20 protein-coding genes and 1 tRNA gene are annotated in these 23,428 nt (G+C 46.7%); 17 read left to right on the top strand and 4 right to left on the bottom strand.

Annotation, left to right across the window (positions count from 1 at the left end; all coding sequences use genetic code 11):
* Window positions 1-1,014: 1,014 nt before the first annotated feature.
* From V8Q34_RS23245 to V8Q34_RS23210, 8 genes are all read left to right on the top strand, one after another.
* On the top strand, window positions 1,015-2,235 hold the full coding sequence (locus tag V8Q34_RS23245) for an aminotransferase class I/II-fold pyridoxal phosphate-dependent enzyme (protein ID WP_033142653.1): 1,221 nt from the start codon (window positions 1,015-1,017) through the stop codon (window positions 2,233-2,235).
* Between the two features lie 14 nt (window positions 2,236-2,249).
* Window positions 2,250-3,137 (top strand): DMT family transporter, encoded by an 888-nt coding sequence (locus tag V8Q34_RS23240; RefSeq protein WP_103733034.1) that lies wholly within the window; start codon window positions 2,250-2,252, stop codon window positions 3,135-3,137.
* 18 nt (window positions 3,138-3,155) lie between these two features.
* A complete protein-coding gene (locus tag V8Q34_RS23235) occupies window positions 3,156-4,544 on the top strand; it encodes an MATE family efflux transporter (protein ID WP_103733035.1) in 1,389 nt (462 codons plus the stop codon).
* Window positions 4,545-4,782: 238 nt separating this feature from the next.
* A complete protein-coding gene (locus V8Q34_RS23230) occupies window positions 4,783-5,217 on the top strand; it encodes a MarR family winged helix-turn-helix transcriptional regulator (RefSeq protein WP_033142651.1) in 435 nt (144 codons plus the stop codon).
* 18 nt (window positions 5,218-5,235) lie between these two features.
* A complete protein-coding gene (locus tag V8Q34_RS23225; RefSeq protein ID WP_033142650.1) occupies window positions 5,236-7,401 on the top strand; it encodes an ABC transporter ATP-binding protein in 2,166 nt (721 codons plus the stop codon).
* Window positions 7,394-9,238 (top strand): ABC transporter ATP-binding protein, encoded by a 1,845-nt coding sequence (locus V8Q34_RS23220; RefSeq protein WP_320070950.1) that lies wholly within the window; start codon window positions 7,394-7,396, stop codon window positions 9,236-9,238. The genes V8Q34_RS23225 and V8Q34_RS23220 overlap by 8 nt, the downstream gene beginning before the upstream one ends.
* Before the next feature lie 458 nt (window positions 9,239-9,696).
* Window positions 9,697-10,707 (top strand): 3-deoxy-7-phosphoheptulonate synthase, encoded by a 1,011-nt coding sequence (gene aroF, locus V8Q34_RS23215; RefSeq protein WP_033142649.1) that lies wholly within the window; start codon window positions 9,697-9,699, stop codon window positions 10,705-10,707.
* A gap of 4 nt (window positions 10,708-10,711) precedes the next feature.
* Window positions 10,712-12,919, top strand: a complete 2,208-nt coding sequence (locus V8Q34_RS23210) for a DNA topoisomerase III (RefSeq protein WP_148393302.1) — start codon at window positions 10,712-10,714, stop codon at window positions 12,917-12,919.
* Between the two features lie 147 nt (window positions 12,920-13,066).
* On the opposite strand, the gene V8Q34_RS23205 is transcribed toward V8Q34_RS23210, so the two are convergent.
* Complete coding sequence (locus tag V8Q34_RS23205; protein WP_033142647.1) at window positions 13,067-13,420, bottom strand: ArsR/SmtB family transcription factor; 354 nt, start codon at window positions 13,418-13,420, stop codon at window positions 13,067-13,069.
* A 209-nt stretch (window positions 13,421-13,629) separates the two neighbouring features.
* Here V8Q34_RS23205 and V8Q34_RS23200 point away from each other — a divergent pair, with 209 nt between their 5' ends.
* The 3 genes from V8Q34_RS23200 to efp all read left to right on the top strand — a co-directional run bounded on the left by V8Q34_RS23200 (window position 13,630) and on the right by efp (window position 16,499).
* The gene (locus V8Q34_RS23200; protein WP_033142646.1) at window positions 13,630-14,988 is read left to right on the top strand and encodes a citrate/2-methylcitrate synthase; all 1,359 of its coding nucleotides are present in this window, start codon (window positions 13,630-13,632) and stop codon (window positions 14,986-14,988) included.
* A gap of 355 nt (window positions 14,989-15,343) precedes the next feature.
* Window positions 15,344-15,856: a YqeG family HAD IIIA-type phosphatase gene (locus tag V8Q34_RS23195; RefSeq protein ID WP_033142645.1), complete on the top strand. Its 513-nt coding sequence runs from the start codon at window positions 15,344-15,346 to the stop codon at window positions 15,854-15,856.
* Window positions 15,857-15,941: 85 nt separating this feature from the next.
* The gene (gene efp / locus V8Q34_RS23190; protein WP_033142644.1) at window positions 15,942-16,499 is read left to right on the top strand and encodes an elongation factor P; all 558 of its coding nucleotides are present in this window, start codon (window positions 15,942-15,944) and stop codon (window positions 16,497-16,499) included.
* A gap of 60 nt (window positions 16,500-16,559) precedes the next feature.
* On the opposite strand, the gene V8Q34_RS23185 is transcribed toward efp, so the two are convergent.
* Together V8Q34_RS23185 and V8Q34_RS23180 are read right to left on the bottom strand one after the other, a co-directional pair.
* Window positions 16,560-17,252, bottom strand: coding sequence for an ImmA/IrrE family metallo-endopeptidase (locus tag V8Q34_RS23185; RefSeq protein WP_227211039.1), 693 nt, complete (start codon window positions 17,250-17,252; stop codon window positions 16,560-16,562).
* A gap of 17 nt (window positions 17,253-17,269) precedes the next feature.
* Complete coding sequence (locus tag V8Q34_RS23180) at window positions 17,270-17,590, bottom strand: helix-turn-helix domain-containing protein (protein ID WP_033142643.1); 321 nt, start codon at window positions 17,588-17,590, stop codon at window positions 17,270-17,272.
* Between the two features lie 567 nt (window positions 17,591-18,157).
* Between V8Q34_RS23180 and V8Q34_RS23175 the strand changes: the two genes are divergently transcribed.
* The 5 genes from V8Q34_RS23175 to V8Q34_RS23155 all read left to right on the top strand — a co-directional run bounded on the left by V8Q34_RS23175 (window position 18,158) and on the right by V8Q34_RS23155 (window position 20,781).
* On the top strand, window positions 18,158-18,391 hold the full coding sequence (locus V8Q34_RS23175; protein ID WP_146051714.1) for a hypothetical protein: 234 nt from the start codon (window positions 18,158-18,160) through the stop codon (window positions 18,389-18,391).
* Entirely contained in the window at window positions 18,370-18,747 is a 378-nt protein-coding gene (locus V8Q34_RS23170; protein ID WP_335836429.1) for a hypothetical protein, read from the top strand. The genes V8Q34_RS23175 and V8Q34_RS23170 overlap by 22 nt, the downstream gene beginning before the upstream one ends.
* Window positions 18,705-19,595 (top strand): DUF5688 family protein, encoded by an 891-nt coding sequence (locus tag V8Q34_RS23165; RefSeq protein ID WP_033142640.1) that lies wholly within the window; start codon window positions 18,705-18,707, stop codon window positions 19,593-19,595. Before V8Q34_RS23170 ends, V8Q34_RS23165 begins: the two co-directional genes overlap by 43 nt.
* A 125-nt stretch (window positions 19,596-19,720) precedes the next feature.
* Window positions 19,721-19,793: transfer RNA gene (locus tag V8Q34_RS23160), tRNA-Arg, on the top strand.
* A 67-nt stretch (window positions 19,794-19,860) separates the two neighbouring features.
* The gene (locus V8Q34_RS23155) at window positions 19,861-20,781 is read left to right on the top strand and encodes an SH3 domain-containing protein (protein ID WP_335836428.1); all 921 of its coding nucleotides are present in this window, start codon (window positions 19,861-19,863) and stop codon (window positions 20,779-20,781) included.
* Window positions 20,782-20,832: 51 nt separating this feature from the next.
* On the opposite strand, the gene V8Q34_RS23150 is transcribed toward V8Q34_RS23155, so the two are convergent.
* The gene (locus V8Q34_RS23150; RefSeq protein ID WP_335836427.1) at window positions 20,833-22,461 is read right to left on the bottom strand and encodes a polysaccharide deacetylase family protein; all 1,629 of its coding nucleotides are present in this window, start codon (window positions 22,459-22,461) and stop codon (window positions 20,833-20,835) included.
* 229 nt (window positions 22,462-22,690) lie between these two features.
* On the opposite strand from V8Q34_RS23150, the gene V8Q34_RS23145 reads away from it, so the two are divergent.
* Window positions 22,691-23,428 (top strand): pseudouridine synthase, encoded by a 738-nt coding sequence (locus tag V8Q34_RS23145; RefSeq protein WP_227211037.1) that lies wholly within the window; start codon window positions 22,691-22,693, stop codon window positions 23,426-23,428.

Below are 23,428 nucleotides of genomic sequence, written 5' to 3'. Positions count from 1 at the left end.
CATAAGCTTCCCTGTACGGACGGGAGCAGAGAACTTCCGAGCTAACACGCAACCCGCACTAAGTTCATCGCCTTAGGGCTCTTCACTAAGTGCTTGCTAGCGTGTGGATCTCGTAAGATTCTCTAAGCGCTCCTAAACGTCCGTACAGGGAAGCTTATGACCAGACCCGCCTGTTTTTCAATATGGGAATATACCTCCAGAATAACTGTGCCACGAAATAGATTATAAACTGCATGAAAAAGAAATTTCCTGTATTTACCTATAAGTTCAATAGAAATATCAGGGCTATATGTAATAATAAAGAGGTTTTGACAAGAATCATAATAATTTACCCATAATTTTTGTCTTAAGTAAAAAAATCATATGCAATATCTGGAATTACATTTTAAAAGTCTCTTATATTTACCTATAATTTCTTAAATGATAAACTCATTTATTTGTAGCAGCTTAAATTCGCCATTAAAATGATTCCGAATTTACGTACCATATCATATCGAAATACCAAACTTATATGAAGTCATAAAAAAGAATGAGCATTATTCTGTCCTGTTATCAGGAATTTATCCGGCAGGATCTCCAATGCAGTTCGCAACATTTTTCGTGTTCCAATTATTTCCCACTTATCAACTGTTCCACATACAAAGTCAGCCGAACCTGGCCGCAGGCTTCCCCGCACGGGCGTTTAGGAGCGTCCAGAGAAGCTTACAAGATCCATGCGTTAGCAAGCACTTAGTGAAGAGCCCTAAGGCGATGAACTTAGTGCGGCTTACGCATTAGCTTGTAAGTTCTCTGCTCCCGTCCGTGCGGGGAAGCCTGCGGCCAGGTTCGGCGTCCGGGTATATATCCTCTCCAACCAGAAGTCAACACAGCACTATTTACCACATAAAAAGCATCATGCCGCTTGCGTTTTCCACGGCGAAGTGATAAAATTTTCAACAATAACATCTGCAGTGCAATATAACATAAATCACGATCCCACTGGAATAGAATGGGAAAAGCGGAGAGGAGAATAACATGAGAACTTTTGATAAATCTTCAAAATTAGACAACGTCTGCTATGATGTCCGGGGACCGGTGCTGGATGAGGCCAACCGGATGCAGGAGAGCGGCATTGATGTGCTGAAATTAAACATAGGAAATCCGGCACCCTTTGGTTTCAAAGCACCGGAGGAAGTGATACTGGATATGATCTACACACTCCGGGACTCTCAGGGATATTCAGATTCCCATGGGATATTTGCTGCCAGAAAAGCGATCATGCAGTACTGTCAGATCAAGAACATAAAAGACGTGGCCCTGGAAGACATCTATACAGGGAATGGTGTCAGCGAGCTTATCAACATGGTGACTCAGGGGCTTATTGATGACGGGGATGAGATTCTGGTACCTTCCCCGGATTACCCGCTGTGGACCGGCTGTGTGACGCTGGCAGGAGGAAAGGCTGTGCATTATATCTGTGATGAACAGGCAGACTGGTATCCGGATATTGAGGATATGCGCAGCAAGATTACGGATAAGACAAAAGCCATTGTGATCATCAATCCAAACAATCCGACGGGAGCTGTCTATCCCAAGGAAGTGCTGGAGGAGATCGCTGCGCTGGCAAGAGAGCATGATCTGATGATTTTCTCTGATGAAATCTATGACCGCCTGACCATGGACGGGGTGGTGCATCATTCCATCGCTGCCCTGGCACCGGACGTGTTCTGTGTTACCATGAACGGCCTTTCAAAATCCCACATGGTGGCCGGATTCCGCTGCGGCTGGATGGTCTTAAGCGGGCCGAAAGAGAGGGCAAAGGGATATATCGAAGGGCTGAATATGCTGTCCAACATGCGTCTCTGCTCCAATGTTCCGGCACAGTCCATTGTACAGACAGCCCTGGGCGGTTTTCAGAGTGTACAGGAATACCTGCAGCCGGGAGGGCGCATCTATGAGCAGAGGGAATATATTTACAAGGCAGTCAATGATATTCCCGGTCTGTCGGCTGTGAAGCCAAAAGCGGCTTTCTATATTTTTCCGAAAATAGATACAAAGCGTTTTCATATTTTGGATGATGAGAAGTTTGTCCTGGACTTTTTGAAAGAGAAGAAGGTGCTTCTGACTCATGGAAAAGGATTTAACTGGGGAGAGCCGGATCATTTCCGTATTGTGTATCTGCCGAATCTGGAACAACTGAAAAGTGCAGCCAATAAACTGGCTGATTTCCTGGACGGTTATCATCAGAAACTCTGAAAGAGGCAGATAGAATGAAACAGAGACAAAAGGGAATTCTCTGCATTCTCATGGCAGCCTTCTGTTTTGCGCTGATGAACACCTTTGTGCGTCTGTCAGGGGACCTGCCGTCTGTGCAGAAGAGTTTTTTCAGGAATCTGGTGGCAGCAGCCTTTGCAGGTTCCATACTGATAAAAAATAAAGCCTGGTATTCAGGAAAAAAAGGAAATATGAAATATCTGCTGTGCCGTGCGGTTTTCGGCACAGCAGGTATTTTATGTAATTTTTACGCGGTGGATCATCTGGTGCTGGCAGATGCCTCCATGCTCAATAAGATGTCCCCGTTTTTTGCCATAATCTTCAGTCTGTTCCTGCTGAAAGAAAAACCGAATAAACTGCAGGTGGGAGCTGTGATCCTGGCCTTTGCGGGAAGTCTTATGATCGTTAAGCCTACGGGGACGGGAATGAGCTTTCTGCCTGCCCTTATTGGACTTGCAGGGGGAATGGCGGCAGGGTTGGCTTATACTATGGTGCGCGTGCTGGGAGGCAGGGGAGAGAAAGGGCCGTTTATTGTGTTTTTCTTTTCCTGTTTTTCCTGTCTGGTGACGCTTCCGTATCTGCTTTTCTTCTACCATCCCATGAGCCATATGCAGCTTTTGTATCTGCTTCTGGCGGGAGCAGCGGCGGCAGGGGGGCAGTTCTCCATTACAGCCGCTTATTGTTTTGCGCCTGCCAAGGAGATTTCGGTTTATGATTATTCTCAGGTTATTTTTTCGGCAGTTCTGGGCTTTATCCTGTTTTCACAGGTGCCGGACGTGCTCAGTATCCTGGGATATTTGATCATCTGTGCCATGGCAGTCTGGATGTATCTGTATAATACGGGAAAGCTGGGAAACGCAGGGGCTATGGGCCGTTCCCGGTGAAAGGAAGTGTAGGAAAGAATGCAATGGATAAAAAAACTGCATGAGGCACATAATGAAGAGCATGATTTTTCCCGGGGCAGTATCCCCGGGAATATTTTAAGACTTTCTCTGCCGCTTATGGTGGGGCAGTTTATCAACGTGCTCTATAGTATTGTAGACCGAATGTACATAGGACGTATCCCGGGGGCGGATTCCTCGGCGCTGACCGGTGTGGGGGTTTCCTTTCCGATCATTACGGTTGTCATGGCATTTGCCTTTCTGATCGGAACCGGCGGGCCGCCGCTCTGCTCCATTGCGAGAGGAAAACAGGAGGATGACAAAGCGGAAGTGATCATGGGCAATGCGTTTGCCCTGGTGGTCATTGCCGGTATCCTTATTATTATTCTGGGGCTTGCGGTAAAACGGCCTCTTCTATATGCGCTGGGCGCAAGTGAGGCTACTTTCCCATATGCGGACGATTACATCAGTATATATCTGCTGGGCAGTGTATTTGTCATGATCAGTATGGGGATGAATGGATTTATCAACTGTCAGGGATTTGCTAGGATCGGTATGCTGACCGTGCTGATCGGCGCTGTGATCAATATTGTGCTGGACCCTGTGTTCATTTTTTTATTCCACATGGGCGTGCGCGGGGCGGCAATCGCCACGGTCATCTCCCAGGCGGTGTCAGCTCTGTGGATCGTTCGTTTCCTGACCGGACCAAGGACACTTCTTCGTCTCAGGGCAGGATGTATGAGACTGAAATTGTCCTATGTAAAGGACATTCTGGCTCTTGGGCTGTCCGGCTTTATCATGCAGGCTACCAACTGTATGGTGCAGATTGTCTGCAATGTCACCCTGCAGAATTTTGGCGGGGATATCTATGTTGGAGTTATGACCATTATCAATTCCGTGAGGGAGGTCTTAAGCGTCCCGGTCAATGGATTTACCCAGGGGGCCCAGCCCGTAATAGGCTTTAATTACGGCGCGGGAAAATACAGCCGGGTGAAGCAGGGAATCAAATTCATGTCCGTGATCTGTATCGGCTATACCACGGTGGTCTGGATCCTCACCATGCTGGTGCCCGGCGCCTTTATTGCTATTTTCAATGGAAGCGGGGAGCTGATGGAGGCAGGTGTCCATGCCATGAGGATTTATTTCTTTGGATTCTGCTTCATGTCCCTGCAGTTTTCCGGTCAGACTGTCTTTACCGGGCTTGGAAAGGCAAAGCAGGCAATCTTCTTTTCCCTGCTCAGGAAGGCAGTGATCGTGGTGCCCCTCACCCTCATTCTGCCCCACGTGGCAGACCTTGGGGTGAACGGTGTATTTTTAGCGGAACCCATCTCTAATTTTATCGGCGGTACTGCCTGTTTTGTTACTATGCTGTGTATTATGTGGCCTGCGCTTTCCAGAGAAAAAGCATGACGAAGAAAAGAGTGGCATTTACAAAAGTGCATCGTGCGATTGACGAAAAAGTCATCCGCACGGTGCCTTTTTTCGGCTTTTTTTAATTCTCCGGTGTAACAAAAAGATTAGCCGGCTAATAAAATAAGATAAAGAAATTATAAAAAAAGGATAAAATATAAAGCTTTATATTGAAAAATGATAAATGTTGGGATAAACTAAGTTAGTCGACTAACTAATGAGAAGGGAGGCGGAAGAAATGATGTGTGGTAATGAAGACAGCCTGCAGAGTCTGTTTATAAAAACAACCCATATGTATTTTGGCAGGGCCTATGAGGCGCTGCGGGAGATGGATGTGCATCCCAGGCAGGTGCCGATGCTTCATCTGCTGGGAAAAAAAGAAGGATTGAGCCAGCGGCAGATTTCGGAGGAGATGAAGATAAAACCTCCGACTGTGGCAGTCTCCATTAAAAGGATGGAGAAGTCAGGGCTTATTATCCGCAGGGCGGATGAGAAGGACCAGCGCATGAGCCGCATTTATCTCAGCCCCAAGGGACGTGAACTCAATGAAAATGTTCAGAAAATGGTGGAAGACAGCGAAAATGCCATTTTCCGCGGCTTTTCAGAGAGCGAGATTTGTCTTATGAAACGGTTTTTCAAGCAGATGATCGAGAATCTGGAACAAACCAAATAAACTAAAAGGAGTGACACCATGATAAAAATGTTTCATTACATGAAAGAGCGCTGGTACTATATTGTGCTGATCATTGCTCTTTTATTCCTTCAGGCGAATTGTGACCTGGCTCTGCCGGATTACACATCTAAGATCGTCAACATAGGTATCCAGCAGAAGGGAATTGAGGACGGCGTTCCGGAAAAAATCCGGGAGGAGTCCATGGATAAACTCTTTCTGTTCATGGAAGAGAAAGATGTGGAGACAGTCAAAGATGCCTATACCTTAAAAGGTGATATTTACGAATTAAAAGAAATTGACGCAGATAAGAGAGAAAAGCTGAACAGCATTTTCGGTATGCCCATGATGGCTGTGGAAGGTCTGGAAGAGGGCGGGGACCAGGTAAAGCAGATCAGGGAAAAAATGCAGCTTCCCGAGGATGCGGACCTGTTCCAGGTATTTTCGCAGATGCCGAAAGAACAGCTTCTGAAAATGATGGATGCCATGACCTCAGGTATGAAAGATATGCCGGATTCCATTGTGACACAGGCGGCTGTACAGTATGTAGAACTGGAGTACGAAGGCCAGGGAATCGATGTGGACCAGATGCAGATCCGCTACATTCTGATGTCAGGCCTTAAAATGCTGGGGCTGGCGCTTGTCATAATGATAGCTGCCATTTCCGTTACATTTTTGTCAGCCAGGGTGGCGGCAATACTGGGACGGAATTTGAGAAACGGTGTGTACCGCAAGGTCATATCCTTTTCCGGTGAGGAGCTGAATCATTTCTCCACAGCGTCTCTGATCACCAGAAGTACAAACGATATACAGCAGGTGCAGCAGGTGTTTGCCATGATATTCAGGATCGTACTCTATGCGCCGATCTTGGGCATCGGCGGTGTGTTAAAGGTACTGCAGACAGACGCATCCATGACCTGGATCCTCGGTGTGGCAGTAGCGGCGATCATGGTTCTGGTGGGGCTGCTCTTTAAGATCGCTATGCCAAAGTTTACAAAACTGCAGTATCTGATCGATGAGCTGAACCTGGTTTCCAGGGAAATCCTGACAGGTATTCCGGTTATCCGGGCCTTCAGCCGTGAGAAACACGAGGAGGAGCGTTTTGAAAAGGCCAATGACAGGCTTACGAAGACAAACCTGTTTGTCAACCGCTGTATGACATTTATGATGCCTGCCATGATGCTTATTATGAACGGTATCACCATTCTCATTGTCTACAACGGAGCCCATGCGGTGGACAACGGAACCATGCAGGTGGGAAATATGATGGCGTTTATGCAGTATGCCATGCAGATCATCATGTCATTCCTGATGATCACCATGATGTCCATTATGCTGCCAAGGGCAAGCGTTGCGGCAAAACGTATCAATGAGGTGATGGACACCAAGGTTTCCATCCTGGACGGCGATGCAGGAGCACTGCCGGACAAAGGGGCAAAAGGTGAGGTGCGTTTCGAGCATGTGGGATTCTCATATCCGGGTGCTGATGAGGAGACGCTTACTGATATTGATTTTTCAGCCCATAAGGGGGAAACAGTGGCATTTATCGGAAGTACAGGAAGCGGCAAGAGTACGCTGGTGAACCTCATACCGCGATTCTTTGACGTGACATCAGGCCGGATTCTGGTGGATGGCGTGGATGTGCGTGATATGAAACTCACAGAGCTGCGTGACCGCATCGGTTATGTGCCGCAGAAGGGTGTGCTCTTCTCAGGTACCATTGATTCCAACATCCGCTACGGAAAAGAGGATGCTTCGGAAGCAGAGGTTCAGCGTGCAGCAGAAGTGGCTCAGGCTTGGGATTTCATACAGGAAAAAGAGGAGAAGATGGAATCAGAGATCGCCCAGGGCGGTACCAATGTATCCGGCGGACAGAAACAGCGTCTCTCCATTGCCAGGGCCATTGCCAAACGGCCGGAGATTTACATTTTTGACGACAGTTTTTCTGCCCTTGACTATAAGACAGATGTGGTGCTTCGACGCGCACTGAAGAAAGAGACAAAAGATGCCACGACTCTCATCGTTGCACAGCGTATCAGTACCATTTTACATGCAGACCGGATCCTCGTTCTGGATGAGGGACGCGTGGTCGGTCAGGGAACCCATAAAGAGCTTTTGAAATCCTGTGAGGTATATCGTCAGATTGCCATGTCACAGCTGTCGGAGGAGGAATTGGCTAATGAGTAATACTGCGAGAAGACCGAGAGGGCCGATGGGTGGTCACGGAAAAGGAATGCCGGGCGAGAAGGCAAAAGATTTTAAAGGCGCCATGAAACGCCTGGTGAAATACATGGAGCGGTATAAGTTCCGCCTGATGCTGATGATCCTGTTTGCTGTGGGCGGTACGGTATTTAATATTGTGGGGCCGAAGATTTTAGGAAAGGCTACCACGGAACTGTTTAACGGACTGGTGTCCAAGATAAACGGCGGCAGCGGAATTAATTTCGATAAAATTGTCCAGATCCTTTTGGGATGTCTCTGCCTGTACCTGGTAAGTGCCCTGTTGTCCTTTATCCAGGGATTTATTATGACGGGAATCTCAAATGATGTAACTTATAACCTGAGAAAAGATATTTCCGAGAAGATCAACAGAATTCCCATGAAATATTTTGAGAGCAGGACCCACGGAGAGATCCTTTCCAGGATCACCAACGATGTGGATACCCTGCAGATGGGTATCAACCAGAGCGTGACCCAGCTCATCACGTCCTGCACCACCTTGGTCGGTGTGCTGGTGATGATGCTGAGCATCAATGTGTGGATGACGCTGGCAGCCCTGCTGATCCTGCCTGTTTCCATGGCGATCATCAGCAAGGTCATGAAACATTCACAGAAATATTTCCAGGCGCAGCAGAAGTACCTGGGTGAAGTAAACGGACAGGTGGAGGAGATCTACAGCGGACATAACGTTGTGAAAGCCTTCAACAAAGAGGAATCCGTGATCAATGAATTTGAGAAGACCAATGAGAAGCTGTACAGCTCTGCATGGCGCTCCCAGTTTTTCTCCGGCATGATGATGCCTATCATGCAGTTTGTGGGAAATCTGGGATATGTGATGGTTGCCCTTTTGGGCGGATTCATGGTTATTAAGAACAGGATTGAAGTGGGCGATGTGCAGGCATTTTTCCAGTACATCAGAAACTTTACCCAGCCCATCCAGCAGATTGCCCAGGTGACGAATATGCTGCAGTCTTCAGCCGCCGCATCCGAGAGGGTCTTTGAATTTCTGGATGTCCCGGAGGAAGAGCAGATTGTGGAAAACCCTGCAGATGTAAGCCATATTGACGGCAATGTGGAAATCTGCCACACTTCCTTTGGATATGATCCGAACAAAATCATTATCCATGATTTCTCCGCATCTGTAAAAGCGGGGCAGAAGGTGGCAATCGTCGGCCCGACAGGTGCCGGCAAGACGACCATGATCAAACTGCTGATGCGGTTCTACGACGTCAATTCCGGTGAGATCCTGATCGACGGCCATAATATCAAAGATTTTAACAGAAGTGAACTGCGGGAACTGTTCGGCATGGTGCTGCAGGATACCTGGCTGTTCCACGGAACTATCATGGAAAATATCCGTTACGGCAGGCTGGACGCCACGGATGAGGAGGTTATCGCTGCGGCGAAAGCGGCGCATGCCCACCACTTCATCATGTCACAGCCCGGTGGCTACCAGATGGTGCTGAATGAGGAGACAAACAACATTTCCCAGGGACAGAAGCAGCTTCTGACCATAGCAAGGGCAATTCTGGCGGACAACCGGATACTGATCCTGGATGAGGCTACATCCTCTGTGGATACCAGGACAGAGGAGCGTATCCAGAAGGCTATGGATAACCTGATGAAGGGCAGAACCAGCTTTGTGATCGCGCACCGGCTTTCTACCATACGTGACGCGGATTTGATCCTTGTGATGAAAGACGGAGATATCATTGAGCAGGGAACCCATGAATCGCTGCTGGAAGCAGACGGATTTTATGCAAATCTGTACAACAGCCAGTTTGAGAGAGCTGAGGCAATGTAAAACGCTGATTTTTATGAGCGGTCCCGGCGGTGGGAGGACTCCTGGCAGGAACGGAAAGAGCCGTTCCCTGCCAGGGGTTCTTTTATTTTTGGGCTGCGCTTGCAATTTAAACCGTTACACTTTAAACTGATAAAATAATCTGATATAAAATGATTGACAAAGCAGCCGCCGGGTAGTATTATTGGGAATAACAAAGTGAGATAGAGGTTTTATTATGACAGCAGAAATGAACGTTTGGACAAAAGCATATTATTTTGGCTTTCTGGGTTATTTTTATAACGCAGGTTCATTTTGCTACGGTAAAACATCTGTTTCATAAAGTCTTTTAAAATATTGAAAGATAGTGGAATCAGACCGGTGTTTGCGCGTAGCAGACATCGGTTTTTTGTGTTCATTGGGAAATGATTTTCCGGAACAGGAGTCAGATATCTGAAGAGAAGAAATGGAGGAAATGCATTATGATCATTGTACTGAAAAAGGGCGCGGACGAGAGAAAGGTGGAGGAGCTGAAGAAAAACCTCCTTGACAGAGGACTGAAGCTTCACATGTCCGAAGGGCTGGATACCACACTGATCGGCCTGATCGGTGATACCACAGAACTGCAGGAGGACCAGTTTCAGGCGCTGGAAGTGGTGGAGTCGGTAAAAAGAATTAAGGAGCCGTACAAGAAAGCCAACAGAAGCATGCACCCGGATGACACGGTGATCGATGTGTGCGGAAGAAAGATTGGCAGCGGGAATTTCCAGGTCATTGCAGGGCCGTGTTCTGTGGAAACCAGGGAGCAGATGATCGAGGTGGCCGAGGATGTGAAAAAATCAGGTGCAGGACTCTTAAGAGGCGGCGCATTTAAGCCCAGAACCTCCCCCTACTCTTTCCAGGGACTGGGAGACGAGGGATTGAGGCTGCTTTTAGAAGCCAAGAAACAGACCGGACTTCCCATTGTCACGGAGATTATGCGTCTGGGCCATCTGGAATTATTTGAGGATGTGGATGTGATCCAGGTCGGCACCAGAAATATGCAGAACTTTGAGCTTCTGAAAGAGCTCGGAAAGTTGAAAAAGCCCATTCTCCTCAAACGCGGCATGGCGAATACCCTGGATGAACTGCTCATGAGTGCAGAATACATTATGGCAGGAGGCAATGAGAATGTGATTCTCTGTGAGAGAGGTATCCGCACATTCGAGACTTCCATGAGGAATACCCTGGATATTTCCGCGATTCCCATGCTGAAGAAAAAGACGCATCTGCCGGTCATCATAGACCCAAGCCATGCGGCGGGAATCCGTTTCATGGTAGAGCCCCTTACCATGGCAGCGATTGCGGCGGGAGCCGACGGCGTCATGATCGAAGTACACAATAATCCGGAAAAAGCGCTGTGTGACGGTATGCAGTCTTTGACACCAGCCATGTTTGACGATATAATGCAGAAAGTGAAGAAGACAACAGAATTTTTTGGAAAGGTAATGTAATTTCATGAAATCATTAGTTTTAGCAGAAAAACCGTCCGTCGCCCGGGATATTGCCAGGGTGCTGAAATGCGGGAAAAAGTTAAACGGCGCCATGGAGGGTGACAAATACATTGTGACCTGGGCCCTGGGCCACCTGGTCACTTTAGACGACCCGGAAGGCTATGACAAAAAGTACAGGGAGTGGAAAATGGAGCATCTCCCCATGATTCCAAAGAAAATGGAGCTTGTGGTGATCAAACAGACAGCCAAACAGTACAATGCAGTGAAAACACAGCTTTACAGAAACGACGTGGGAGAGATCATCATTGCCACCGATGCGGGGCGTGAGGGCGAGCTGGTTGCCAGATGGATCCTGGAAAAAGCAAACTGCCGAAAACCCATCAAACGTCTGTGGATATCCTCTGTCACAGACAAGGCGATCCGTGACGGTTTTGCCCATTTAAGAGACGGCAGGGACTACAATAATCTGTACGCAGCAGCAGTTTCCCGTGCGGAGGCTGACTGGCTGGTGGGAATCAATGCCACAAGAGCCCTGACCTGCAAATACAATGCCCAGCTTTCCTGCGGACGTGTCCAGACGCCGACCCTTGCCATGATAGCAAAACGCGAGGAGGAGATCAGAAACTTCAAACCCGTGGATTACTACGGCATGACTGTACTTGCCGGAGGCGTTCATTTTACCTGGCAGGACAAAAAGAGCGGTTCCTGCCGTTCCTTCCAGCAGGAGAAGATGGAAACCCTGTTAAAACAGGTCAAGGCAGGCTCCCTTACCATAGAATCCGTAGACAAGACTGCAAAAAAGACCTTTGCGCCGGGCCTTTACGATCTGACTGAGCTTCAGAGAGATGCAAATAAAAAATTCGGCCTCTCCGCAAAAGAGACTCTGAACATTATGCAGCGCCTGTATGAGAACCACAAAGTCCTCACGTATCCGAGAACAGATTCCCGCTACATCGGAAGCGACGTGGTCGGAACCCTGAAAGAAAGGCTGAAAGCCTGTGCAGTAGGTCCCTACCGCAAACTTGCGGGCAGCCTCTCCATGAAACCCATAAAAGCCAGCAAATCCTTTGTGGATGACAAAAAGGTAAGCGACCATCATGCCATCATCCCCACAGAACAATTTGTCCAGTTGGATCACATGACAAACGAGGAGCGCAAAATCTATGACCTGGTGGTGCGCCGTTTTCTAAGTGTACTCATGCCGCCTTTTGAATACGAGCAGACAACCGTGAAAGCCCAGGCCGCAGGGGAGTGTTTTCTCGCAAAAGGCAAAATAGTAAAAAGTCCGGGCTGGAAAGAAGCCTATGAAAGCGGCTGGTCCGATGAGGATGACGAGGAGGAATACACGGGAAGCCAGGAACCGTCCCTGAAAGACCAAACTCTCCCAACCGTGAAAAAAGGTGACACCTTCCCAGCATCCAAAGCGGAGCTGACCACAGGAAAAACAAAACCCCCGGCTCATTTCAACGAGGCAACCCTGCTCTCCGCCATGGAAAATCCCATTAAGTTCATGGAAAGCCATGACGCCAAAGCAGCCAAAACACTGGGCGAGACAGGCGGCCTTGGAACCGTTGCCACCCGTGCGGATATCATTGATAAACTTTTCAACACCTTCCTGATGGAAAAACGAGGCAAAGACATATACATCACCTCCAAAGCAAAACAGCTTCTGGAGCTGGTACCTGAGGACCTGAAAAAACCGGAGCTGACAGCAGACTGGGAGATGAAACTTTCCAGGATCGCAGACGGCAGGCTGAAAAAAGACGCCTTCCTCTCCGACATCAAAGACTATACCCAGGACATCATCCGGGAGATCAAGACAGGAGACGGCACCTTCCGCCATGATAACCTGACCAACACCAAATGTCCTGTCTGCGGCAAACGCATGCTCTCCGTAAACGGCAAAAACAGCAGACTCCTGGTCTGCCAGGACCGTGAGTGCGGCCACCGTGAAACCATTTCCCGTACCACCAATGCCCGCTGCCCCAAATGCCACAAACGCATGGAGCTCTATGTAAAAGGCAAGGAGGAGACCTTTATCTGCCCCTGCGGCTACAAAGAAAAACTCTCCTCCTTCCAATCACGCCGTGAAAAAGAAGGCGCCGGCGTCTCCAAAAAAGATGTCCAGAAATACCTCACCAAGCAAAAAAAAGAAGCCTCCGAACCCCTAAACAACGCCTTCGCCGATGCCTTCGCCAAACTAAAACTATAATCATACAACCGGCGGTATCCCCTGCCTGCAAACAAGCAGCCGGGATACCGCCAGTTTCATATAGTTACTCATTTATATTCCCACTTTTCCACAGCTCCCGCCAACAGCAGCCTTCACCAATATCCGCCCTCGCAGTCAGATACACCCCTACTCCTGCACATGCTCCAACCCCTGACTAAGTATAGTCTCCACATGCGCATCCGCCAAAGAATAATAAACCGTCTTCCCCTCCCTCCGGAATTTTACCAGCTTAATCTGCTTCAACACCCGAAGCTGATGCGAAATCGCACTCTGCGTCATATTCAGCACCGAAGCAATATCACAGACACACAATTCCCCGGCCGACAAAGCATACAAAATCCGAATCCTGGTAGGATCCCCGAAAACCTTGAACAGATCCGCCAGCCCATACAATGTAGTCTCGTCCGGTATTACTTTTTTTTGTATATGATCATGCTTATGCACGCAATCACACACATCTACAGTTTCATCCATTTTCATAAGCGAACCATTCCTTTCATTCCTTTAGTTTAAAGGAAAAAATCCTTTTCTGCAAGTATACAATGCAAAAACATAGTTATGCCGGAACAGTTACTGTCTGATAAATTTATAGAATGTTTAGAAAAATTTTTCTTGTTACGGACCTTTTCTTATGGTAAAATATCGTTATGCTAAAGCGATGAAGATAAAAGAACAAGGGGGAATCTAAAATGGGATTTAATATGAAAGTAACACCTGAAATCGAAGCCCTTACAAAGATTTGCGAGGATCACAGCAAGATGGATGTGTCCCTCTATGCGAAGTATGATGTAAAGCGAGGCCTGCGTGATATCAACGGAAAAGGCGTTCTTGCCGGACTGACACAGATATCCAATATAGTCTCCAGCAAAGAAGAGGATGGAAAATCAGTTCCCTGCGAAGGTGAGCTGTACTACAGAGGAATCAACATTGAAGAATTGACTAAAGGATTTCTCCAGGAGAAACGCTTTGGATTTGAAGAAGCTACATACCTGCTGTTATTCGGAACACTGCCGACACAGCAGCAGTTAGATGATTTCTGCAAGATACTGGGCGACCAGAGATGTCTGCCACGGAATTTTGTCCGTGATGTTATCATGAAAGCTCCCAGCAGGGACATGATGAATACCCTTTCAAGGAGTGTTCTAACCTTATATTCCTACGATACGAACCCGGAGGACATATCACTTCCCAATGTACTCCGTCAATGCATCAATCTTATCAGTATTTTCCCGATGCTGTCCGTTTACGGATATCAGGCGCACCGCCATTATAACCAGAACAAGAGTTTATATATACATCATCCGAAAAAGGAACTGTCCACAGCAGAGAACATTCTTTTAATGCTGCGTCCGGATAAGAAGTATACGCCGTTTGAAGCAACCATTCTGGATTTGGCCCTGGTGCTGCATATGGAGCACGGCGGCGGTAATAACTCTACCTTTACCACGCATGTGGTTTCCTCCTCGGGAACAGATACCTATTCTGCCATTGCGGCGGCTCTCGGTTCCTTAAAAGGTCCGAAACACGGCGGAGCCAACATTAAAGTTGTACGCATGTTTGACGATATGAAGAAGCATGTAAAGGACTGGAAGGACGAGGAAGAGGTTTCCGAATACCTCAGAAAACTGCTCCATAAAGAAGCCTTTGACAAGAGAGGTCTGATTTATGGAATGGGTCATGCGGTATATTCCATATCAGATCCGCGTGCCCAGATTTTCAAGAAGTTTGTAAAACAGCTTGCAGAAGAAAAGGGAAGACAAAAAGATTACCAGCTTTACGAGATGGTAGAGCGTCTGGCACCTCAGATCATCGGACAGGAGCGTCATATCTACAAAGGTGTCAGTGCCAATGTGGACTTCTACAGCGGATTTGTTTACAGCATGCTGGAGCTTCCGCTTGAATTATATACACCGATGTTTGCCATTGCCAGGATCGTGGGATGGAGTGCGCACCGCATGGAAGAGCTGATCAACACAGACAAGATCATTCGTCCGGCCTATAAAAATGTACTGGAGACACAGCAGTATACAGTCCTGACAGAAAGATAACTGAAAAGTGACAGTTCAGACAGGTCTGCAGATTTACTGCGCTGCCTGCCTCAGGATTTTATATCTTCGGTTTAAAAACACCTGGCGGGACAGAGAAGCGCGAACAACGGCACAGTCGGGCAAAACGAACTTGAAATAATACAAAAAGAATTGACAAACACCCGGGAAAACTGTTACCATCACGGTATACTATATGCGGCACATTTGCTGTGCCTTCAGGTACGGGGTGCCATCTATGGCATGCCACAGTATCTAAAAAGTATGCCGTGAAGAATACAAGAATTTTTGGATGCGCGGCAGGGTATAATAAGCCATGCCGCGTTTTATTTTGCTTACAGATGGGAGAGAATCGACAATGTTTCGCACTTTTTTTCCGGATGAATATCTGGATTCCACATATGTCATAGACTTTGAAAAATTATATGCGCAGGGATACAGGGGTCTGATCTTCGACATTGACAATACCCTGGTGCCTCACGGGGAGCCTGCAGATGAACGGGCAAAGGCGCTTTTTGTACGGCTTAAAGAGATTGGATTTCAGTGCTGCCTGCTGTCAAATAACCAGTATGAAAGAGTTTCTTCTTTTAACAGGGATGTACAGGTACATTTTATTGAGAATGCGCATAAGCCATCCCGGAAGAATTACAGAAGGGCTATGGAGCTGATGGGAACAGATCTGCAGACCACGGTGTTTATCGGTGACCAGCTTTTTACGGATGTGTACGGTGCAAAGAGAACAGGGATGCACAATATTCTTGTGAAACCGATTCATCCCAAAGAGGAGATTCAGATAGTTTTAAAGCGGAAATTGGAAAAAATCGTCCTTTATTTTTACAGGAAAGACCAAAGAAAGCGAAAAAACAGTTGAAAAATCGGATGAGGTATTATACAATGGAGTACAGTGGAAAAAGAGATGCTTTTCCAATGGAAGAATTTAAGGAGGAATATTCATTATGATATCAGCAGGAGATTTTAAAAATGGTCTCACTCTGGAAATTGATGGCAATGTAGTGCAGATTATGGAATTCCAGCACGTAAAACCTGGAAAGGGTGCTGCTTTCGTAAGAACAAAATTAAAAAATGTTATCAACGGCGGAGTTGTAGAGAAGACATTCAGACCTACTGAGAAATTCCCGCAGGCACGTATTGACCGTGTGGACATGCAGTATTTATACAATGATGGTGATTTATATTACTTTATGAACAATGAGACATATGACCAGATTGCCATTGACAATCAGACTGTAGGCGATGCTCTGAAGTTCGTAAAAGAGAACGAGACGGTAAAGGTATGTTCCTACAACGGAAATGTTTTCGCTATCGAAGCTCCGTTATTCGTAGAACTGGATATCACCGATACAGAACCTGGATTCAAAGGAGATACTGCTCAGGGAGCTACCAAACCGGCTACTGTTGAGACTGGCGCAGTTGTGTATGTTCCTTTATTTGTAGACCAGGGTGATAAGATCAAGATTGATACAAGAACGGGAGAATACCTGTCCAGAGTATAATGCTTCTGGTAAAAGAAAAGCCTGGAAACCTGGATTTCCAGGCTTTTATCATGTCTGAAATTATTCTGTCAAACTGTTTTGAAATTCATACAGCCGGCAGTCCTCTCCCTGTACCAGATAGTCATCCAAATGATTCTCCTGCAGAAAGGAGAGCTTCTGCTCGTACTGCTTCATCTGCTGCTTTTGTCTGCGCTGCTGCCTGCGCAGACGGCGGAGGAAACTCCGGTGGAAGTCGTTAAGCGGAAATAACCAGTCATCCAGCTCCCGGTCTGCTTTTAACGTGCATCTCTGCTCCCAGGTGTTATATTCCTGTACCGCTTTGTTGGAGGCCGCATAGGAAAGCCCGAACCGCAGGTGGATGTCCTCTGCATTTTTGCAGCCATAATGGCGGATCGCAACCCGGGGAGCCAGTATATTACCGGAAAAACAGTCTGCAATTTCTTCGTTTTCCGGATCTTCGCCGGTGTGTTCAAAGACAAAGTGTGCCAGTTCGTGCATGAGAGAGAAACGTATACGGCCCAAAACCGCTTTTTCATTGTAAGCGATGATGCGGTTTCTCTGGTCACAGAAAGCGTCGTTGGAGGCAGTGACGCAGAGTGTGTAAATCTCAGGATTTAATTCTTTCAATCTTGAATATGTAATCGTCCTGAATTCATAATGCCTCAGGATATCAAGGCAGGGAATGGGGAAATCTTTAATGCCGCACTCCCTGTAGACTTTCAGAATCATATCTGCTATATAAATATACTCCAAAATAAATCGCTCCGAAATTACTCATCTATTTCGGACAACAGTTGTATCAGGCGAAGTTTCTGTTCTTTTGACATTTTTTTTCCGTTTCTGGCTATGAGAAGCTCCACGTCGTCGTATGTGGGGACGGGTTTCTCCGGCTCTCTGCTCACATCATCAAAATCATCCAGGGTAAGTCCAAGAACCCGGGCGATGGCTTTCAGGGTTTCCAGTTTAGGATCTCTGGTCACGCCGCTTAATATTTTGTCAAGCGTTCCTTTCGGAACACCGGATTTCTCAGAAAGCTCTGCAGTAGTCATTCCCAGCCTCTTTTTGTATTCTTCGATTTTTTCAAGACCCATTTCAGTATCCTCCTGTTACTGAAAGTTTACAGCCGCCAGCGGAAAAAATCAACAAAAATCAACTTGAGAATAGAAAATAAATACTACTTGACGGAAAAAAATGGAAGAAAAATAGTTGACTATAGTAATTAACGGTGATATTATATAAAAGTAATAACCGTTAACGGAAATAAATGCCAAATACAAACGTATGTTCGATAAAATGAGTATACTTTATTATCTCAGCAATGTCAATAAGGATTGGAGGAAGAATATAAAAATACTGCATAAACCGTTACATATTACAGGCTATAGTTCCGGGAGATGTTTTCTAAAGATGGATGCTGCGCGATGCGAAGCAAGATTCCCGCCAGCAGGCATCAAAAAGCTATTTATTGTTTTGGTACTCTAAAGGACAGAACTGTGCATCGCGAAGCGCGTTACTGGTCACAAAGCGGACAAAAGCCATAAGCTTTATAAAATGAGGGTCGGATACACGGTCCGGCAGTATGGGTAAAACAGGAAAAGATTTTTGAAACTACACAGATACGGCAAAGAATTTGAGAAGGAATAGGAGAGATGACGGTTTTGGAATATTTAAAAAATATTGGTGTGGATAAGCAGCAAATGGGCATTAAGATCCATGACCTGCCAAACTACATAGAACACCCTGTATGGGACAGCAGAACGGAACAGTGGCTGATCATCAAATCTGTTGTATACGAGCGCGATACCGCGAAAGTTTACGCCACAGACGGAAGCTGCCGTGAAGTACCGGTAGGAATGGAGGATACCTGGCTTTGGAGGACAGAGGGGCAGTGACAGCCCCTGCCTCCGGGTTTAAAAGAATGAGAGATTCAAAAAAGAAATATTATCGTAAAATGTACTTGAAATATCCCTTGCATTCCTGTATAATGATATTTACATTTTTACAATGTATAGCAGTCAAATATCTATCAGCATTCTTGCACATTCGTGCAGTGTTTTCCAATTACAGCAAAAAGAATATTTACGGACTGTCAATGGAAACCGTATGTCCATTTGCAGCCCTTAAATATAGGACAGTATTTTTACTGTCTGAGATCCTATACGGCAAAATTCCGGTAGGCAGTAAAAAAGAAAGAGAGGTTCACAGATGGACTACAACACATTTACACAGGAGATACTCAGCAGCCTGAAAAAAGAAGCGGGGGAACAGAGGGTCACACTTCACAGGATTGAGAAAAACAACGGGAAGATTCTGGATGCTGTCACGATTATGGAGAGCGGTGCCCATATTGCGCCTACCATATATCTGGCTGATTTCTATGATTTCTTCAGACATGGAATGTCTCTGGAGGAAGTGACGCTTAAGATCCTGGAGCTCAACGCAGAAAGGCAGGTGGAGGAGGAAGAGTTTCAAAATGCCGGGTTTGAAGATTACAAAAGAGCCAGAAGCCATATCTGCTACAAACTGATCAATTTTGAGATGAACCGAAAACTTTTGAACAATGTCCCTTATATTCCGTATCTTGACCTGGCTGTGGTGTTTTATTACCGGTTGGATGAGGAGATTTTAAACGGAGCAAATTTTCTGGTACATAACTGTCATCTGGAAACCTGGGGGGTCAAGCTGAAGGAAATATATGAGGATGCACATAAAAATACCAGCCGCAGACTGCCCTTTACGTTTCAGGGGATGGAGGAGCTGATCCGGGAGATGTCCGGGGAGGATGATTTTCTGTCCCTTGGTTTTCAGAAGCGGGAGCCGATGTATATCCTTACCAATGAAGAAAAGTATTTCGGCGCCGCGGTGCTTTTGTATCCCCATGTACTTTCCCATATCAGCAGACTTCTGCACTGCAATTACTTTGTGCTGCCCAGCAGCATTCATGAATGTATTCTTGTGCCCGATTCCGGGCAGTTTTCCAAAAAGGAGCTGGAGACTATGGTCAGAGAGGTCAATGAGACCCAGGTGGTGGACGAGGAGGTTCTGTCCCATAATGTATACTATTATGACAGGAAAAAGGATGCACTAATCCTGTAAAAGTGGGGGATAGCCGCCGAAATCTGCCGGTTTTCGGCGGCGTATGCCCAAATTTCTGCGTAAGGCTTTACAATTTCAAAAATATGTGGTAATATACTAAGGATGTCATTTCTAGGAAGACATATGCACTCGTAGCTCAGGGGATAGAGCAGTGGTTTCCGGTACCACGTGTCGGGGGTTCGAATCCCTCCGGGTGTGTTTGGTGCTTTGGGGAAAAGCATTGGAATAAGGGAATGAAGGGTAACAGTCTTGAAGGAGGACAAGGATGTTAGACAATTTCAGAGAATGGCTTTCAGACAATCTGAGGTATATTCTTCTGGGTCTGGCTATTTTGGTCGTTCTGGTGGTTCTGTTTTTCGGCATTAGAGCCCTGACGGGCGGTTCTTCAAAAGAAGAAAAGAAGCCGGACGCACAGACAGAGCAGCAGAAAGGGTCTGACGATACCAAGAAGTCGAAAGATTCTGATGCTGATGCAAAAGCACAGGACGAGAAAAAAGAGGATGAAAACTCTTTGGAGAAAAATGCATACCCTGAAGTAAATTCTTTGATTGATGCATTTTATACAGCCTGGGGAGAGAAAAATGTTGACCGTATGAAAGAACTTGCGGACAGCTTTGATGCCACAGACGAAGCAAAAGTATTAAATGCCACTTATATTGAAAGTTACAGCAATATCAATGTATATACGAAAAAAGGTCTCACAGATGACAGCTATGTAGTATTTGTTTCCTATGACCTGAAGTTTACCGATGTAAATACACCGGCTCCGGGGCTGGCACAGCTTTATGTGGTAAAAAAGGATGACAAATACATGATCCATAATGACAAGAATGATACGGAGGTCAATGAATACATTGACAAGACCAATCAGGATGAGGATGTCAGGAAGCTGATTAGTGAGGTGGAGACCAACCTGAACAAGGCGATGGAGTCAGATGCTGATTTGAAAGCTTTTGAAGAACAGCTTGGACAGGAAACCAGTATGGCTTCCATGGCGGACAACGGCTCTGAACTGACAACTCAGGATGTCTGTAATATGCGTTCCGAGGCAGGAACAGACGGAGATATTCTCCAGGAACTGCAGGCCGGAACAAAAGTGACCAAGGTTGACAATGCAGACGGCAATTGGATCAAAGTAGAATACAATGGACAGACCGGATACATTTTCGGAGATTTGTTACAGTAAAATAAAACTGGTGTACAGTGAAATTCATCACTGTACACCAGTTTTTTCAGTTTATCTGATAGCGCCGTATGCAATGCCGTCTCCAAGGGATATTCCTTTGGCGGCTGCCAGTTCACTGACAGTTACCATCTGGAAGCCTTTGGCTTTCAGCGCCGGTACGATCATATCCACCGCGTCTGCCGTAGGGCCGTGAATATCATGCATAAGAATCACATCTCCGTCCTTGGCGGCCATGACTGCGTCATAAGTGCTCTGTGCATTTCGAGTTTCCCAGTCCAGCGTATCTACAGACCAAAGAATCATAGGAAGCCCTACATTGGCCTTAGTAGTAGAGTTATAAGCGCCGTAAGGCGGGCGTACTAAGGTAGCTCCGTGTCCTACGATCGCCGCAATTTTGCTGTTGGTGGATTCCACCTCATTCTGTACGCCGGAGGCATCCAGGGAATCCAGGCTTGTGTGGTCATAAGTGTGGTTGGCCAGTTCGCATCCCATACTGTCCATTTTTCTGACTGCGTCCGGATAACTGGGGACATTTTGGCCGAGCATGAAGAACGTTGCTTTTGCTCCGTTTGCCTGCAGTGTGTCCAGAATCCGATCCGTGTATTTTCCGGGACCGTCGTCAAAAGTCAGGGCAACCATAGGGCCGGAACCCGCAGCGGCAGTCTTTGCCGCTGCTTTGCTGTCCCAGACACCATTGTCTTTCAGGAAATAAGCCTTGCCGTCAACCGTGATCCATCCGGTAGCCATACTGCCGTCTTTGTTCAGATAGTACCAGTCTTTTCCAATCTGGAGCCATCCGGTCTTGGCAGTACCGTCACTCTTCAGGTAGTACCATTTTCCGTCATCTTTGATCCAGCCTTTTCCTGCCAGAGTACCGTCATCTTTCAGATAATACCTCTTGCCGTCCACAGTTACCCATCCGGTCTGAGGCTTGCCGTCATCACCCAGGTAATACTTTTTGCCGTCTTTTTCTTCCCAGGAGTTGGTGACCATTTTGCCCTCGCTGTCCAGTAAGAAATTCGTGCCGTCAGAGGTGATCCAGCCAATCATCATGGCGCCGTCCTCATCACGGAAGTAATACCAGGAATCCTCGATTTTCTTCCACCCGGTACTTATGGTTCCGCTGCTGTCCAGATAATAGCGGTTGCCGTCACGCTCCACCCATCCGGAGGCCATGGAACCGTCATCCTGCAGATAATAGCTCTTACCATCCACGTCTATCCATCCGGTAGCCATGGTTCCGTCATCCTTCAGATAGTACCACTTTTCGTCATTTTTGACCCAGCCCGTTGTGGGAACTCCGCTTTCATCCAGATAATACCAGGATTCACCTTCCGGCTGTACCCAGCCGGATGCGGGAGTGCCGTTTTCCTTCAGGTAATACCGCTTACCCTTATCGGTAACCCATCCGGTTTTTACATACCCTTCATCATCGAAATAGTAGCGGGTTCCGCCCACTTCACGCCAGGTGTTCTTGATAACAACACCGTCGTGGTAGACGAATTTCCTGCCGGAGTCATTATAGACCCAGTGGTCTTCCTTCATGGCTTCCTTCTTGTTGCTGTAGGTATCCATGCTGGTCTTGACCGCAGAAAAAATATACTTAGGCACAAAAATCAGCACGGCACCCAGAATACAGGTCAGCAGAAGGATGCCCGCGGTTTTCTTTTTGTTTTTCATTACATTAACCCCTTTGTAATTGATATGTCCGGTCATATCTGACCGGGCACATTCATAAGTACACGTTATCATTATACTATCGCAGTGGAAGGATTGGCAAGGCGCAAACCGAAAAAATGTCGAAATAACTGCTTAAGATATCTTAAAGGCATGGGAAAGCGAGCGCTTTACTTGCGGGCAGAACTTGTGATATACTCTTTATCATAATACGTAAAGGAGCGCACAAAACATGCGTTTAAATAAATATCTGAGTGACGCCGGCGTCTGTTCCAGGCGGGAAGCGGACCGTCTTGTGCAGGACGGTAAAGTTACGGTGGACGGGAAAACGGCTGTTCTCGGCATGCAGATTGAGGAGGGACAGGAGATTTGGGTGAACGGAAAAGAGGTTCGCCGTGAAGAAAAAAAGGTCCTTCTTCTCTTTCACAAGCCAAGAGGAATTGAATGTACAGCCAATCCAAAAATAAAAAATAATGTAATCTCTTATATAGATTACCCAATTCGGATATATTATATAGGCAGGCTTGATAAAGATTCAGAAGGACTTCTGCTTCTGACGAACCAGGGTGAACTGGTCAATAAAATGATGCGGGCCGGCAATTGTCATGAGAAAGAGTATCTGGTGACTGTGGATAAGCCTGTGACAGATGATTTCATCAGAAAAATGTCATGCGGTGTCCCGATTTTGGGAACGGTGACGAGAAAATGCCATGTGGAAAAGACAGGTGAAAAGTCATTCCGCATTATACTGACCCAGGGTTTGAATCGTCAGATCCGGCGAATGTGTGAATATCTGGGATATAGAGTAAAACGTCTGAAACGGGTTCGCGTCATGAACCTGGAGCTGGGCAGCCTGCCGGCAGGACAGTACCGGGAGGCTACAAAAAAGGAACTGGAGGAGCTGAAAAGTCTCATCCGGGATTCTTCGGAGACAACTGTCATAAGGAAAAATGAACGGAGGAAAAGGTAA

The sequence above is a fragment of the Blautia sp. JLR.GB0024 genome (assembly GCF_037000545.1).
Classification (GTDB): domain Bacteria; phylum Bacillota; class Clostridia; order Lachnospirales; family Lachnospiraceae; genus Blautia; species Blautia celeris.
This window is presented reverse-complemented; position numbering and strand designations above follow the sequence as displayed.

Bases quoted from the DNA above. Each gene is read 5' to 3' on its own strand.
- V8Q34_RS23165 (WP_033142640.1), top strand. From the start codon at position 18,705: ATGGACTACAACACATTTACACAGGAGATACTCAGCAGCCTGAAAAAA.
- V8Q34_RS23225 (WP_033142650.1), top strand. From the start codon at position 5,236: ATGATAAAAATGTTTCATTACATGAAAGAGCGCTGGTACTATATTGTG.
- V8Q34_RS23180 (WP_033142643.1), bottom strand. From the start codon at position 17,590: ATGGGTCTTGAAAAAATCGAAGAATACAAAAAGAGGCTGGGAATGACT.
- V8Q34_RS23145 (WP_227211037.1), top strand. From the start codon at position 22,691: ATGCGTTTAAATAAATATCTGAGTGACGCCGGCGTCTGTTCCAGGCGG.
- aroF (WP_033142649.1), top strand. From the start codon at position 9,697: ATGATCATTGTACTGAAAAAGGGCGCGGACGAGAGAAAGGTGGAGGAG.
- efp (WP_033142644.1), top strand. From the start codon at position 15,942: ATGATATCAGCAGGAGATTTTAAAAATGGTCTCACTCTGGAAATTGAT.
- V8Q34_RS23210 (WP_148393302.1), top strand. From the start codon at position 10,712: ATGAAATCATTAGTTTTAGCAGAAAAACCGTCCGTCGCCCGGGATATT.
- V8Q34_RS23205 (WP_033142647.1), bottom strand. From the start codon at position 13,420: ATGAAAATGGATGAAACTGTAGATGTGTGTGATTGCGTGCATAAGCAT.
- V8Q34_RS23240 (WP_103733034.1), top strand. From the start codon at position 2,250: ATGAAACAGAGACAAAAGGGAATTCTCTGCATTCTCATGGCAGCCTTC.
- V8Q34_RS23235 (WP_103733035.1), top strand. From the start codon at position 3,156: ATGCAATGGATAAAAAAACTGCATGAGGCACATAATGAAGAGCATGAT.
- V8Q34_RS23230 (WP_033142651.1), top strand. From the start codon at position 4,783: ATGATGTGTGGTAATGAAGACAGCCTGCAGAGTCTGTTTATAAAAACA.
- V8Q34_RS23220 (WP_320070950.1), top strand. From the start codon at position 7,394: ATGAGTAATACTGCGAGAAGACCGAGAGGGCCGATGGGTGGTCACGGA.
- V8Q34_RS23150 (WP_335836427.1), bottom strand. From the start codon at position 22,461: ATGAAAAACAAAAAGAAAACCGCGGGCATCCTTCTGCTGACCTGTATT.
- V8Q34_RS23155 (WP_335836428.1), top strand. From the start codon at position 19,861: ATGTTAGACAATTTCAGAGAATGGCTTTCAGACAATCTGAGGTATATT.
- V8Q34_RS23195 (WP_033142645.1), top strand. From the start codon at position 15,344: ATGTTTCGCACTTTTTTTCCGGATGAATATCTGGATTCCACATATGTC.
- V8Q34_RS23245 (WP_033142653.1), top strand. From the start codon at position 1,015: ATGAGAACTTTTGATAAATCTTCAAAATTAGACAACGTCTGCTATGAT.
- V8Q34_RS23200 (WP_033142646.1), top strand. From the start codon at position 13,630: ATGGGATTTAATATGAAAGTAACACCTGAAATCGAAGCCCTTACAAAG.